Source organism: Salmonella sp. 741265055_HSA, from assembly GCF_046569525.1.
Lineage (GTDB): Bacteria > Pseudomonadota > Gammaproteobacteria > Enterobacterales > Enterobacteriaceae > Salmonella > Salmonella enterica.
This window is the reverse complement of record NZ_JBKFSQ010000002.1, coordinates 29586-43851: the sequence shown is the minus strand read 5'-3', so window position 1 is coordinate 43851 and position 14266 is coordinate 29586. Positions and strand designations below refer to the sequence as shown.

The following is a 14266-nucleotide window of genomic DNA, read 5'->3' as shown; positions in this document are numbered from 1 at the left end:
CCGTTGTCAGCTTTCCTGCTCGCGTTCAGCAATTTCCTGCGCTTCTTCACGAGGCGGCATAAGCGGCCCGCAAATTCGCTGCGCCAGCCAGGTCGCCAGGGTAACTAATAGCCAGGAGATGAGCGTGGCGACCACTAAATCTCGCGGCCAGTGCATTCCCAGAAGCAAACGGCTGCCCATTACGCCGGTCGCCCAGACTAACAAAAACGCGATGGTGAAAGTCCGTCTGCGCGGCCATAACAGACCCACGGCCAAAAGCGCCCAGCTCGCTGCAAACATGGTGTGTCCGGAGGGAAACGCAAAGCCCGTCTCTTTTTGCCAGTGCTGACGCAGGAAAACGGGGATGTTCTGTTGCCCGGCCAACTGCTCTTTCACTAAATGTCCGCGTTCTGTACGCTTTAAAGTGTAGAACTCATCGACGGGAATATGGTGTGTTTTTTCAAGCCAGACCACAAATGGCCGCGGCTCCTGTACGCGTTCCTTTACCCATGACTTCACGCCCTGCCCGACGATAATCGCCCCGCCGAGAATCGCAAACAGCATAATGGCGGCGCGCAGGCGAAATCGCAGGCACCATAAGAACCATCCACAAAGAATCACATGCGTGATAACGCCCCAGGGTTTGGTCACGGTTTCCGTTATCCAGAATAGCGTTTTTAGCCACCAGACCTGATGTCCTGGATGCCACTGCCAGCCTGATACCCATACGGCAAGCGGCATGATAAGCAACAGGGCGGCGCCTGCCGCGGTGCGCCTCGCAATTGAAAGCATGGATGCTCCTTTTATAAGTAAGTATCACAATCATAACTGAAAATTCTCGCTGGACTGGAAAATTGACAAATTTGTGCCATTCCTGAGCAATTACGTGGTAGTGATTAGGTGATGACCGCCGCCTTATGGCAAAATAGCGGGATACAAGCCAACAGGCGACGACACCGCAGGCGTCAGCATAATCTGGAGAAATACATGCAGCTTAAACGTGTGGCAGAAGCCAAACTGCCAACCCCATTGGGTGACTTTCTGATGGTGGGATTTGAAGAACTGGCAACCGGACACGACCATGCCGCGCTGGTTTTTGGCGATATTTCAGGTAAAACGCCGGTACTGGCTCGCGTTCATTCCGAATGTCTTACCGGGGACGCGCTTTTTAGTCTGCGCTGTGATTGTGGTTTTCAACTGGAAGCCGCGCTGACGCATATTGCGGAAGAAGGACGCGGTATTCTGATTTACCACCGTCAGGAAGGCCGCAATATCGGCCTGCTTAATAAAATTCGCGCTTATGCGTTACAGGATCAAGGCTATGACACGGTGGAGGCCAATCATCAGCTCGGCTTTGCCGCCGATGAGCGTGATTTCACCCTGTGCGCGGATATGTTCAAATTACTGGGCGTGGATGAAGTTCGCCTGCTGACCAATAATCCGAAGAAAGTCGAAATACTGACCGAGGCGGGAATTAATATCGTGGAACGCGTTCCGCTCATTGTGGGCCGTAATCCTAATAATGAGCATTATCTGGATACTAAAGCCGCCAAAATGGGCCACCTGCTAAGTAAGTAAACCTCCGTTTATTAAAGCATGGGCCTGCCTGTTAACGGCAGGCCCGATAAACGGCTTTAGTTCAGCATATTTCTTATGACATAGTGCAATATGCCGTCATTCTGGTAGTAAGTCAGCTCGGTGGCGGTATCAATGCGACAGCGGCAAGGCACCGTTTCTTTGCTGCCGTCCGATCTCGTTAACGTCACCGGAATGGTCGCGCCAGGGCGCAGGTTTTGCAGATCCGCGATATCAATCACCTCTTCCCCGATCAGTCCCAGCGTTTTACGCGTTACGCCCTGTGGAAACTCCAGCGGCAGGATCCCCATCCCAATCAGGTTTGAGCGGTGGATACGTTCGAATGACTCGGCGATCACCACGCGAATACCTAACAGCCGCGGACCTTTTGCCGCCCAGTCACGGCTCGATCCCGACCCATACTCTTTCCCGGCAATTACCGCCAGCGGCGTTTTTTCCTGCTGGTAGAGCATCGCAGCATCATAAATCGACATCGCTTCCGTACCCGGTAAATGCCGCGTCATGCCACCTTCGACGCCGGGCAGCATTTCGTTGCGAATACGAATATTGGCGAACGTACCGCGCATCATCACTTCATGGTTGCCGCGCCGTGATCCATAGGAGTTAAAATCCTTCCGCTCAACGCCGTGGTTTTGCAGATAGCGTCCGGCGGGACTGTCCGGCTTGATACTGCCGGCCGGAGAAATATGGTCGGTCGTTACCGAATCCCCCAGTATCGCCAGGATACGCGCGTCGTGGATATCTTTGACTGGCGCAGGCTGGGCCTGCATTTCATCAAAGAAAGGCGACAGGCGAATATAGGTTGAATCCGACTGCCAGCCGTAGGTATCGGACGATTCAACCTGAATCGATTTCCATTCTTCCGTGCCCTCAAACACTTCCGCATACTCTTTACGGAACATATCCGATGATACCAGTTCAACGGCGCGGGCAATTTCCTGCGCCGAAGGCCAGATATCCTTCAGGTATACCGGATCGCCTTTACGATCGTACCCCAGCGGGTCTGTCGCGAGGTTAATATTCATGTTTCCGGCCAGCGCATACGCGACCACCAGCGGCGGCGACGCCAGCCAGTTCGTTTTCACCAGCGGATGGATACGCCCTTCAAAATTTCGGTTACCGGAAAGCACGGCCCCGACCGTCAGATCGCCTTTTTTAATCGCGGTCTCAATAGGCTCCGGCAACGGACCGGAGTTCCCGATACAGGTCGTACAGCCATAACCGACCAGGTTAAAACCGAGCTCATCCAGGTAAGGCGTAAGTTTGGCCTGCGCCAGATAGTCAGATACCACTTTTGACCCCGGCGCCAGAGAAGCCTTGACCCACGGTTGACGCTTCAACCCCAGCGTTACTGCTTTTTTCGCCAGTAATCCCGCCGCCATCAGCACGCTGGGATTCGAGGTATTCGTACAGGAGGTGATGGCGGCAATGACGACAGCGCCATCCGGAAGCTGATATTGCTGTCCGTTCATCGTATAGTCAACCGGCTGGCGATCTTTTTGCGCGGTATTCAGCTCCAGCTCGGCGCTGGCGGCAAAGGCTTTCGGCACATCGCCTAACGCCACGCGATCCTGCGGGCGTTTCGGCCCGGCCAGACTGGCTTCGACATCGCCCATATCCAGTTCCAGCGTACTGGTAAATACCGGTTCGTCTCCGGGATTGCGCCACATTCCCTGCGCCTTCGCGTAGGTTTCAACCAGCTCGACCAGATCGTCGCTACGTCCGCTTAATCGCATATATTCCAGGGTGATGGCGTCAATAGGGAAGAAACCACAGGTGGCGCCATATTCCGGCGACATATTAGCGATGGTCGCGCGATCCGCCAACGGCAGCGAATCCAGACCATCACCATAAAACTCAACAAATTTACCCACGACGCCATGCTTACGCAGCATTTGCGTGACGGTTAGCACCAGGTCAGTGGCAGTGATCCCCTCCCGAAGTTTACCGGTTAACTTAAAGCCGACGACATCCGGGATAAGCATCGACACGGGCTGACCAAGCATCGCCGCTTCCGCTTCAATACCACCCACGCCCCACCCCAATACACCCAGACCATTAATCATCGTCGTATGGGAGTCAGTCCCCACCAGCGAGTCCGGGTAAGCAATCCACTCCCCGTCCTGTAATTCGCTCCAGACGGCTTTACCCAGGTATTCCAGGTTAACCTGATGGCAAATGCCGGTTCCGGGTGGCACCACGCTGAAACGACTGAATGCCTGCTTTCCCCATTTCAGGAACATATAACGCTCATGGTTACGTTCCATTTCCAGCCGCACGTTTTCTTCAAACGCATCGTCATCGCCGAAATGATCGACCGTCACAGAGTGGTCAATAACCAGATCAACCGGCGATAACGGGTTTACTTTCGACGTATCGCCGCCGAGGCGTTTAACGGCTTCACGCATCGCCGCCAGGTCGACAACGGCAGGCACGCCGGTAAAGTCCTGCATCAGGACACGGGCGGGCCGCCAGGCAATTTCACGATCGGCATGGGCATTTTTAAGCCAACCGGCCAGCGCCTGAATATCTTCATCAGTCACAGATTCGCCGTCCTGCCAGCGCAACAGGTTTTCCAGTAACACTTTAAGTGATTTGGGCAAACGGGCGATATCGCCCAGGGATTTGGCAGCCAGCGGCAGACTGTAGTAATGATACGTTTTATCTTTGGCCTGCAATGTATCCTTACTGGCTTCTCGTAGGGTTGACGACATAGCTCCTCCTTAAATGACAGGGTTGCGTTACCCTGATTCTCCACAGGGTTGTATTAAAGATAACACAAACAAAATGTAACGTTTTGATAACAACCCAAATTGCTAAAAGAGGAGAAACCTAACAGGCGAGGAGCGAAGATGAAAAAGCCCGATAAATAACGCATTACCGGGCTTTGACGAGATTAGACGGCAATCCAGATTAACTCGGCCCAGAACAGTAGCGATAATATAAACGCGCCAGTCCATGACCAATACTTTATATTTGACGTTAACATAGGCGACACCAACTGTGTTTAATCAATACTGAGAGGCGCTCAGCACACGGTTGCTGCGGTGTAATAAGACAGCGTTAATAAAACAGTAACGCCAATAAAAAGACGGATATTATTTTTGTGACACCTCATCAGCAAAAGCATCAATAAATGCCCGCTGCTGCGGTGTGAGCGTCCAGTGTTGCGGAACAGACCGAAAAACGGTCGTATCCGGGGTGTTATCATCGTCACAAGATTGAATCGGGGGCGCGACCACGCGCTCGCGTTCCGACGTCATGCTCACTTAGCCCCACCAACGCCAGATAACAAGCGCTACCACTACCCAGAACAACGCAGAACCCACAAAAACCGCCAGCCATGCTTTACGTTTGAGCTCAGGGTCGCGGCGCGGTTCCTGGTTTTCAGAAGGCATTACTAACCTCATGCTATCGGTATCACTTATCATTTCAGCACCAAACAATCGGTACAATTAATCATCAGATGAGACAAATCCTAAATAAACTTTAGTTAAAAATCCAGTCAATTTACGAATCGTTGCCAGTGAATAAATCAATCTTTTGACTCAAGATAACTATTTGGAAAAAGAAACTGGCGGGACGGGTAATTCAACACTATTTTGCTGATCATTACCCGTAATACTTCGAGGGATATTGCAAAAGGCGGCTTTGTCTGCCATGCCACTACGACACAAACCGACGATGCTATTACTTTTCAGGCAGCTTTATATCCTGAAACATCGCTTCAATTTCTTCATTAGAACGCAACGCCACCGCCGTATCCACCACGTCACGCGTCAGATGCGGCGCAAAACGCTGGATAAAATCATACATATAGCTGCGTAAAAAAGTACTACGGCGAAAACCAATTTTTGTGGTGCTGTGGCTAAAAATATCGTGCGCGTCAATCCGCACTAAATCAGGATCGGCAAGCGGATCGACCGCCATGCTGGCAATGACACCAACGCCCAGCCCCAACCTGACATACGTTTTAATCACATCCGCATCGGTTGCAGTAAAGACGATCCGCGGCGTTAATCCTGCGCGATTAAAAGCGGTATCCAGTTCGGAACGCCCGGTAAAGCCGAAGGTATACGTCACCAGCGGATACTGCGCCAGCGCTTCGATCGTTACGGAAGACGTTGCCGCCAATGGATGATCCGGCGTCACCACTATCGAACGGTTCCAGTGATAGCATGGCAACATCACCAGATCGTCATATAAATGCAGCGCTTCCGTGGCAATCGCGAAATCGGCGTTCCCTTTCGATACCGCTTCCGCAATCTGCGTTGGCGACCCCTGGTGCATATGCAGCGAAACGCGCGGATAACGCTCGATGAAGCCTTTAATCACGCCTGGCAATGCGTAACGCGCCTGAGTATGAGTAGTGGCAATATAGAGCGAGCCTTTATCCGGCCAGGTGTGCTCGCCGGCGACCGACTTAATGGCATCGACTTTGGAAAGCACCTCACGCGCAATACGAATAATCTCCTGACCTGCGGGCGTCACCTGAGTCAGATGCTTACCGCTGCGGGCGAAAATCTGGATGCCAAGCTCATCTTCCAGCATCCTAACCTGCTTGCTGATCCCCGGCTGGGAAGTATACAACCCCTCAGCGGTAGAGGAGACGTTAAGGTTATGATTAACCACTTCAACAATGTAACGAAGCTGCTGCAATTTCATAATACATCATCCAGATTAGCGCCATCAGGCCATCGTTTATCTGCAGACTTCATCGGGCTGCTAATACGATTTAATAATAAAAAAGGTGTTAACTATAACCACTATATCATTTATATCTGAACTGTATAGCCAGCGCGATAAAATAATAAGCCCGCTATACCCAAAATAATTCGAGTGATTAAAGGCAACAAGCGAGTGAGTTCCCAGGAGCATAGATAACCAGGTGACTGGGGTGAGTGACAAATCTACCGGGAGCAAATTTGAACGTCGCGTGCGACGGCCCGTCAGGGCGGGGCCCATGGATGGGCCGAGTAATCCGTAGCCAACACATAAGCCACTTGAAATATGAAGGGGATATAAAAAAGGGCCGCTTACGCGGCCCGATTGACTATTGTGGCGACTGGCAGGGGTTATTTCTTGCCTTCAACCCACTTGCCGTCGACGAAGAACGCTGACCATCCCGTCGCCTTCCCCTCTTTTTCCGCCGCAACGTACTGCTGTTTTGTTTTGCGGCTAAAGCGAACAACGGTTTTATTGCCTTCCGGATCCTGCTGCGGCGCATCCGCCAGATAACGCAGTTTTTCCGGCAGACGATCGCGGAACCGGTAAAGCTCCTCGACTAATGGCGCGCGCGTTTCGCGTGATTTCGGGAACGTATTGGCCGCCAGGAATATCCCTGCGGCGCCATCGCGCAGCACAAAGTACGCGTCCGATTTTTCACACGGCAGTTCCGGTAATGGAACAGGATCTTCCTTCGGCGGCGCAACTTCGCCGTTACGCAAGATCTTACGGGTATTTTTACATTCGTCGTTAGTACAGGCCATGTACTTACCAAAACGCCCCATTTTCAGGTGCATTTCGGAACCACATTTCTCACACTCAACGATCGGGCCGTCATACCCTTTGATGCGGAACTCGCCTTCTTCAATCTCGTAGCCGTCACAGGTCGGGTTATTACCACACACATGCAATTTACGCTTCGGATCGATCAGATAGCTGTCCATCGCCGTACCGCACTTCTGACAGCGACGCTTGGCGCGCAGGGCGTTGGTTTCGGCGTCGTCGCCTTCCAGCACGTTCAGAACTTCATTTTCCGGCACCAGGTTAATGGTCGTTTTACAACGCTCTTTCGGCGCAAGCGCATAACCTGAACATCCAAGGAAAACCCCCGTACTGGCAGTACGAATTCCCATTTTACGGCCACAGGTTGGACAGTCGATGCTGGTCAGCACCATCTGGTTAGGACGCATCCCCCCTTCTTCCGGATCTTTCTCGGCTTTATCGAGCTGCTGAGTAAAATCGCTGAAGAAGTTATCCAGTACCGCTTTCCACTCGGCCTGGTGATTCGCAACCTGATCCAGACTATCTTCCATCTGCGCGGTAAAATCGTAGTTCATCAATTCGCGGAAGTTTTCTTCCAGCCGATCGGTGACGATTTCACCCATTTTTTCCGCATAGAAACGACGGTTTTCAACGCGAACATAGCCGCGATCCTGAATGGTCGAGATAATCGACGCATAGGTAGACGGACGACCAATACCGCGCTTCTCAAGCTCTTTAACCAGAGAAGCCTCGCTAAACCGGGCTGGCGGTTTAGTAAAGTGCTGAGCAGGCGTCAATTCAAGTAGCGTCAGCGCATCGCCCTTATTCACGGCAGGCAATGTGCGATCTTCATCGCCTTTACGCAGCGCCGGCATCACTTTTGTCCAGCCGTCAAAGCGCAAAATACGCCCACGCGCTTTCAGGCGGAACTCGCCTGCGCCAATGGTAAGCGTAGTAGAGTCATATTGCGCTGGCGTCATCTGACAGGCAACAAACTGACGCCAAATTAGTTGATACAACTTCTGCGCGTCAGCCTCCATGTCTTTCAGCGACTCCGCCATGACAGCAACGTCGGAAGGACGGATCGCTTCGTGCGCTTCCTGAGAGTTTTCTTTGCTGGCGTACTGGTTCGGGTTATCCGGCAGGTATTTTTTGCCGAAATTATCGCCAATATAACCGCGCACCATGTTGACCGCATCCTGACTCAGGTTGGTGGAGTCTGTACGCATATAGGTGATGTAGCCCGCCTCATACAGACGCTGCGCCATCATCATGGTTCTCTTCACGCCAAAGCCCAGCCGGGTGCTGGCCGCCTGTTGTAGCGTGGAGGTGATAAACGGCGCGCCAGGTTTGCTGCTGGTCGGTTTGTCTTCACGCTCCAGTACGCTATAGCGCGCTTTTTCCAGCAGGCTGACGGCGGCAAGCGTCTGCTCGCGATTTACCGGACGGAATGGCTTGTCGTTCTGATGCGTGACCTGTAGCGGTAGCGCCTCGCCAGACGGCGTCGTCGTATTGGCGTCAATTTCCCAGAACTCTTCCGGAACAAACGCTTTAATCTCGCGCTCGCGCTCAACGACCAGACGGACCGCGACAGACTGAACGCGACCTGCCGACAAACCTCGGGCAATCTTTTTCCACAGCAGCGGCGAGACCATATAGCCTACCACGCGGTCCATAAAGCGGCGCGCTTGCTGGGCGTTGACCCTGTTAATGTTCAGCTCGCCCGGCTGTTCAAACGCCTGGCGAATGGCATTTTTGGTTATTTCGTTAAAGACTACGCGACTGTAGCGCGCGTCATCGCCGCCGATCACTTCCCGCAGGTGCCATGCAATGGCTTCCCCTTCGCGGTCAAGGTCGGTTGCGAGATAGATGTGGTCGGCTTTTTCCGCCAACTGTTTCAGTTCAGAGACGACCTTCTCTTTACCGGGCAGCACTTCATAGTGCGCATCCCAGTTGTGCCACGGGTCAACCCCCATACGGTTGACGAGAGCGCCACGTTCATCCTTTTTGGGCTTTTTAGCCGTTTTGGTGGAGGTAGAGTCGGCGCTCTTTTTAGCTGCTGAGCCACTGGTCGGCAAATCACGGATATGACCCACGCTGGATTTCACCACGTAGTCATTACCCAGATACTTGTTGATCGTTTTGGCTTTTGCCGGGGACTCAACGATGACAAGAGCTTTACCCATATTCACCTTTACCTAAGTTGATTCTTCCAGGAATGCGTCGCACGTTGATTCACCTTCCACTGGCGACGAGACAACGATATATGGTCTCTGCGTCTGCGGATATCAACCCCTTGTACTGGCTTTGTGTACGAAATGTAACCCTCAGGTGACTGAGTTAACAGGCTTTTTTGCACACACGCGCTATAGCACGACGGAATTTTGGTCGAATGTCAAGCAATTCTGTTGCCAGATTGACGAAAGCGTCACACTGTACCTGATAAAATTCGATACGCAACTTTATTAGCATGCAAAACTAAATCTTGCCAGTGAACGCAACATGACAAATCCATCAATTTCCTGTGAGAATATTTGCCCATCAGAAGTGCTCAGAGTAGACTAATCTCCTTGTTTAAGGAGTAAAAAATGCATAAAGAGACGCAACCTATCGATCGCGAAACACTGTTGCTTGAAGCCAACAAAATTATTCGGGAACATGAAGACACGATGGCAGGTATTGTCGCCACCGGCGTAACGCAGAGAAATGGCGTGCTGGTTTTCAGCGGCGATTACTTTTTAGACGAGCAAGGGTTACCGACCCCTAAAAGCACCGCGGTGTTTAACATGTTTAAACACCTGGCGCATGTGCTGTCTGAGAAGTATCACCTGGTGGATTAATCCATGCCGGATGGCGCTGAATGCCATCCGGCAATAGCGGTTTACATCAACGGCTTTTGTCCACGCTGCCACCAGCGCAGCAGCAGCCGATCCGCGCTTTCCGCCGCGCTGCCGGTAACACGATCGATCAGTTTTTTACGCTGCATATAGCGCACATTCAGCACCTCGCGCCCTTCCATCAGGCCGAGAATAACCTCATCGCTGGTGTTAATCTCATCAACCAGCCTCTTCTCCAGCGCCTGCTGACCGTACCAGTGCTCGCCCGTGGCGACCTGTTCAATGTCCAGAGCCGGACGCATCCGCTGCACAAACTCTTTGAACAGATGGTGCGTTTCGTTGAGATCTTCACGAAACTTCTGCCGCCCTTCTTCCGTATTCTCGCCTAACAATGTCAGGGTACGTTTGTACTGCCCTGCGGTATGCAGTTCAATATCAATGTCTTTACTTTTGAGAAAGCGGTTAAAGTTCGGGATTTGCGCGACAACACCAATTGACCCCACAATAGCGAACGGCGCCGCGATAATTTTTTCCGCCACGCAGGCCATCATGTAGCCTCCGCTTGCCGCGACTTTATCCACCGTCACGGTCAGCGGAATATTTTTATCACGCAGGCGCTGCAATTGCGATGCCGCCAGGCCATAGCCATGCACAACGCCACCGGGGCTTTCCAGACGCACAACCGCCCGATCGCCGGGTTTCGCCACTGCCAGCACCGCAGTGACCTCTTCGCGCAACGCATTAACTTCGTGAGCGTCCATACTGCCTTTGAAATCTATCACCCATACGCGCGGTTTGTCCGATGTCGCAATCTCCCCCAGCTTCGCTTTTGCTTTAGCGGCTTTCGCCTCCTGCTTATGCTTTTTTTTCTGCGCCTTATGCCACAGTTTTTGCTGATGGCCATCCATCAACGCCGCAGCAAGGTCATCCTTCATCTCCTGATACTGCTCGCTCAAATTGGTCACGCGCAGCTCGCCGCGCTGACGTTTGCGTTGGGTAGCATTCACGATCAGCAACACAATGACGGCAATGGCCACCACAACGGTGACGATTTTTGCCAAAAATAAGCCATATTCAGACAACAATTCCACGACTCCCACCTTGATTAAATAACGCGACTTGCGCTCAGTGTACAACAGGCATCGAAGCCAGTCTCTCTTCATCCGTATGCCTGTTGAGGAAGAAAAAGTATGACAAGGCGTTCATTTTATGGCGTTATCGCCCCTGTCTGATTGAAAAAAAAGGCGCTTTCAGGCATAAACCCGAAAAGTTAACGCGAAGATAAGACAACCTGGCAGGACGGTGAACCACGCCGTTGAGGAGTAGCCATGCATTACCAACCGAAACAAGATCTATTGCAAAACCGCATTATTCTGGTCACTGGCGCCAGCGATGGCATTGGGCGGGAAGCCGCGCTCACGTATGCGCGTTACGGCGCAACGGTGATTCTGCTGGGACGCAACGAAGAGAAACTGCGTCGGGTCGCGCAGCACATTGCTGACGAGCAACATGTTCAACCACTGTGGTTTACGCTCGATCTGCTGACCTGCACCGCTGAAGAGTGCCGGCAAATGGCCGACCGCATCGCCGCGCACTATCCCTGCCTGGATGGCGTCCTGCACAATGCCGGGTTACTGGGTGAAATCGGTCCAATGAGCAAACAAGATCCGCAGATCTGGCAGGATGTCATGCAGGTAAACGTTAACGCCACCTTTATGCTTACCCAGGCGCTGTTACCGTTATTATTGAAATCCGATGCCGGCTCGCTGGTCTTTACGTCATCAAGCGTTGGCCGTCAGGGACGCGCCAACTGGGGCGCCTATGCCACCTCGAAGTTTGCTACTGAAGGAATGATGCAAGTGCTGGCGGACGAATACCAGAACCGTTCTCTGCGTGTTAACTGCATTAACCCGGGCGGCACGCGCACCAGTATGCGCGCCAGCGCCTTTCCGACGGAAGATCCACAGAAATTAAAAACGCCTGCCGATATTATGCCGCTTTACCTGTGGCTTATGGGCGACGACAGTCGCCGTAAAACCGGTATGACCTTTGACGCCCAACCGGGCCGTAAACCAGGAATCGCCCAATGAGTGATGAACGTTATCAGCAGCGCCAGCAGAAGGTAAAAGATCGGGTTGACGCCCGTGTCGCCCAGGCACAGGAAGAGCGCGGTATTATTATCGTGTTTACTGGCAATGGTAAGGGCAAAACCACGGCGGCTTTCGGGACTGCCGCCCGCGCCGTAGGACACGGTAAAAGTGTAGGCGTGGTGCAATTTATTAAGGGCACCTGGCCCAACGGCGAGCGTAATCTGCTGGAACCGCATGGCGTCGAATTTCAGGTGATGGCAACGGGATTTACCTGGGAGACGCAAAATCGCGAGGCAGACACCGCAGCATGTATGGCCGTTTGGCAGCATGGGAAACGGATGCTGGCCGATCCGCTGCTTGATATGGTGGTACTGGATGAGCTGACCTATATGGTGGCGTATGACTATTTGCCGCTGGAAGAGGTCATAAGCGCGCTAAACGCGCGCCCTGGTCACCAGACGGTGATTATTACAGGTCGCGGCTGTCACCGGGATATTCTTGATCTTGCGGATACCGTCAGCGAACTGCGTCCGGTTAAACATGCTTTTGACGCGGGCGTAAAAGCCCAGATGGGAATTGATTATTAACCGTAGGCCGGATTAAGGCGTTTGCGCCGCCATCCGGCACAAACCCTCTTGTCTGATGATTCTCGGCCTATAGACCGCGGTAGAGATTACCCGTTGTTATTACGCCCACCGGAGCGGCGTCCGCCAGCTATCTGGCTGTGGCGTTTTACCGCCCGACGGATCTGGTTCGCTTTCATACGACGACGGTCTTTTTCGACGGCGACCTTCGACGAGGTTTCCGGCTGTAGCTCTACCAGACCACGCAGATAGTTCGTTTGCGCGAGGTCGAGCTCAGTCCAGCCGCCGCGCGGCAGGCCTTTCGGCAGCGGGATATCGCCGTAACGAACGCGGATCAAACGGCTGACCTGAACGCCTACCGCTTCCCACAGTCGGCGAACTTCGCGGTTGCGCCCTTCCGTCAGCGTCACGTTATACCACTGGTTAATGCCTTCGCCGCCGCTGAATTTAATGGTCTTAAATGCCGCCGGACCATCTTCCAACTGTACGCCACGGCTTAAATCACGCAGTTTCGATTCATCCACCTGACCGAACACGCGCACGGCATATTCCCGTTCAACTTCACGACTAGGGTGCATCAGGCGGTTCGCCAGTTCACCGTCGGTGGTAAACAACAATAGCCCGCAGGTGTTGACATCCAGACGTCCTACCGCAATCCACCGCGCGCCGCGCAGTTTCGGTAAGCGATCAAAAACGGTTGGCCGCCCTTCAGGGTCATTGCGGGTACACAGTTCACCTTCTGGTTTGTAATAGGCCAGAACGCGGCAAATTTGTTCCGCCGACTCTTTCACCGAAATCAGGTGACCGTCGATACGGATTTTCAAACCGGGAGTGACTTCAACACGATCGCCAAGCGTGGCGATTTTACCGTCAACGCTGACACGTCCCGCTTCAATAATGGATTCGATTTCACGGCGAGAGCCGTGGCCAGCGCGCGCCAGCACTTTTTGTAACTTTTCGCTCATAGAGCTTCCTTCAGGTGTCGCCTTCACAGGCGTCGAACAGGAGAATGAACGGCGCGTTGCCGCGCCATTTTAAGGCCGCGTAGTATACAGGCTTACGCCCTTATAAGAAAGGTGTAACGTCGCCGACGCCTTCGCGCAGCACCACCGGGGAGTCATTGGTCAAATCGATTACCGTGGTAGGCTGTTGACCGAGGTAACCGCCGTGGATGATCAGATCCACCTGCTTCTCCAGCCGATCTTTAATCTCCTCCGGGTCCGACTCGGTAAAATCGCTGCCAGGCAGCATCAACGACGTCGAGAGCATTGGTTCACCCAGCGTATCCAATAACGCCAGCGCAATCGGGTTTGACGGTACGCGCAGGCCGATAGTTTTACGCTTTTCCTGCAACAGACGGCGCGGCACCTCTTTTGTCCCCTTCAGGATAAAGGTGTAATTACCCGGCGTATTGTTTTTCATCAGACGAAATGCCACGTTGTCGACGTAGGAGTAGGTCGACAACTCGGACAAATCGCGGCACATCAGCGTGAAGTTGTGGCCGTCCGGCAGATGACGGATGCGGCAAATGCGCTCCATTGCGCCTTTGTCTTCAATTTTACAACCGAGGGCATAGCCGGAATCGGTTGGATAAACAATAACACCGCCTTTACGCACAATGTCGACAGCCTGATTAATCAGCCGTTGCTGTGGGTTATCCGGATGGATATAAAAAAACTGGCTCATACTTCCC

At 52.9% G+C, this 14266-nt stretch carries 14 protein-coding genes; 4 read left to right on the top strand and 10 right to left on the bottom strand.

All coding sequences use genetic code 11. The annotated features are described in order from the left end of the window. Positions 1-6: 6 nt before the first annotated feature. A complete protein-coding gene (gene pgpB / locus ACLD4K_RS01495; RefSeq protein ID WP_183059646.1) occupies positions 7-771 on the bottom strand; it encodes a phosphatidylglycerophosphatase B in 765 nt (254 codons plus the stop codon). Positions 772-966: 195 nt separating this feature from the next. On the opposite strand from pgpB, the gene ribA reads away from it, so the two are divergent. Continuing rightward, entirely contained in the window at positions 967-1557 is a 591-nt protein-coding gene (gene ribA / locus ACLD4K_RS01490) for a GTP cyclohydrolase II (RefSeq protein WP_001176284.1), read from the top strand. A gap of 56 nt (positions 1558-1613) precedes the next feature. Here ribA and acnA read toward each other — a convergent pair whose 3' ends face one another. The 6 genes from acnA to topA form a co-directional block, all read right to left on the bottom strand. Continuing rightward, positions 1614-4289 carry an aconitate hydratase AcnA gene (gene acnA, locus ACLD4K_RS01485; protein ID WP_411011264.1) on the bottom strand — a complete coding sequence of 892 codons (2676 nt, stop codon included), beginning with the start codon at positions 4287-4289 and terminating at the stop codon, positions 1614-1616. A gap of 182 nt (positions 4290-4471) precedes the next feature. Continuing rightward, positions 4472-4564: a small membrane protein YmiC gene (gene ymiC, locus ACLD4K_RS01480; RefSeq protein ID WP_223148964.1), complete on the bottom strand. Its 93-nt coding sequence runs from the start codon at positions 4562-4564 to the stop codon at positions 4472-4474. A 109-nt stretch (positions 4565-4673) separates the two neighbouring features. Then, positions 4674-4844: a hypothetical protein gene (locus tag ACLD4K_RS01475; protein ID WP_411011263.1), complete on the bottom strand. Its 171-nt coding sequence runs from the start codon at positions 4842-4844 to the stop codon at positions 4674-4676. Beyond that, the gene (locus tag ACLD4K_RS01470; RefSeq protein ID WP_411011335.1) at positions 4845-4985 is read right to left on the bottom strand and encodes a YmiA family putative membrane protein; all 141 of its coding nucleotides are present in this window, start codon (positions 4983-4985) and stop codon (positions 4845-4847) included. Positions 4986-5265: 280 nt separating this feature from the next. After that, a complete protein-coding gene (gene cysB / locus ACLD4K_RS01465; protein ID WP_000776233.1) occupies positions 5266-6240 on the bottom strand; it encodes an HTH-type transcriptional regulator CysB in 975 nt (324 codons plus the stop codon). Between the two features lie 410 nt (positions 6241-6650). Beyond that, entirely contained in the window at positions 6651-9248 is a 2598-nt protein-coding gene (gene topA / locus ACLD4K_RS01460; RefSeq protein ID WP_350389474.1) for a type I DNA topoisomerase, read from the bottom strand. Positions 9249-9650: 402 nt separating this feature from the next. Between topA and ACLD4K_RS01455 the strand changes: the two genes are divergently transcribed. Then, the gene (locus ACLD4K_RS01455) at positions 9651-9902 is read left to right on the top strand and encodes a YciN family protein (RefSeq protein WP_000548616.1); all 252 of its coding nucleotides are present in this window, start codon (positions 9651-9653) and stop codon (positions 9900-9902) included. Between the two features lie 41 nt (positions 9903-9943). Here the strand turns inward: ACLD4K_RS01455 and sohB are convergent, their stop codons facing one another. Continuing rightward, positions 9944-10990, bottom strand: a complete 1047-nt coding sequence (gene sohB / locus ACLD4K_RS01450; protein ID WP_411011262.1) for a protease SohB — start codon at positions 10988-10990, stop codon at positions 9944-9946. A 237-nt stretch (positions 10991-11227) separates the two neighbouring features. On the opposite strand from sohB, the gene ACLD4K_RS01445 reads away from it, so the two are divergent. Both ACLD4K_RS01445 and cobO read left to right on the top strand, forming a co-directional pair. Further along, positions 11228-11989, top strand: coding sequence for a YciK family oxidoreductase (locus tag ACLD4K_RS01445; RefSeq protein ID WP_183059650.1), 762 nt, complete (start codon positions 11228-11230; stop codon positions 11987-11989). Further along, complete coding sequence (gene cobO / locus ACLD4K_RS01440; RefSeq protein ID WP_001278865.1) at positions 11986-12576, top strand: cob(I)yrinic acid a,c-diamide adenosyltransferase; 591 nt, start codon at positions 11986-11988, stop codon at positions 12574-12576. The genes ACLD4K_RS01445 and cobO overlap by 4 nt, the downstream gene beginning before the upstream one ends. A gap of 86 nt (positions 12577-12662) precedes the next feature. Here cobO and rluB read toward each other — a convergent pair whose 3' ends face one another. Continuing rightward, a complete protein-coding gene (rluB, locus tag ACLD4K_RS01435) occupies positions 12663-13538 on the bottom strand; it encodes a 23S rRNA pseudouridine(2605) synthase RluB (protein ID WP_220543640.1) in 876 nt (291 codons plus the stop codon). 100 nt (positions 13539-13638) lie between these two features. Continuing rightward, complete coding sequence (locus ACLD4K_RS01430) at positions 13639-14259, bottom strand: L-threonylcarbamoyladenylate synthase (RefSeq protein ID WP_000077250.1); 621 nt, start codon at positions 14257-14259, stop codon at positions 13639-13641. Positions 14260-14266: the final 7 nt, after the last annotated feature.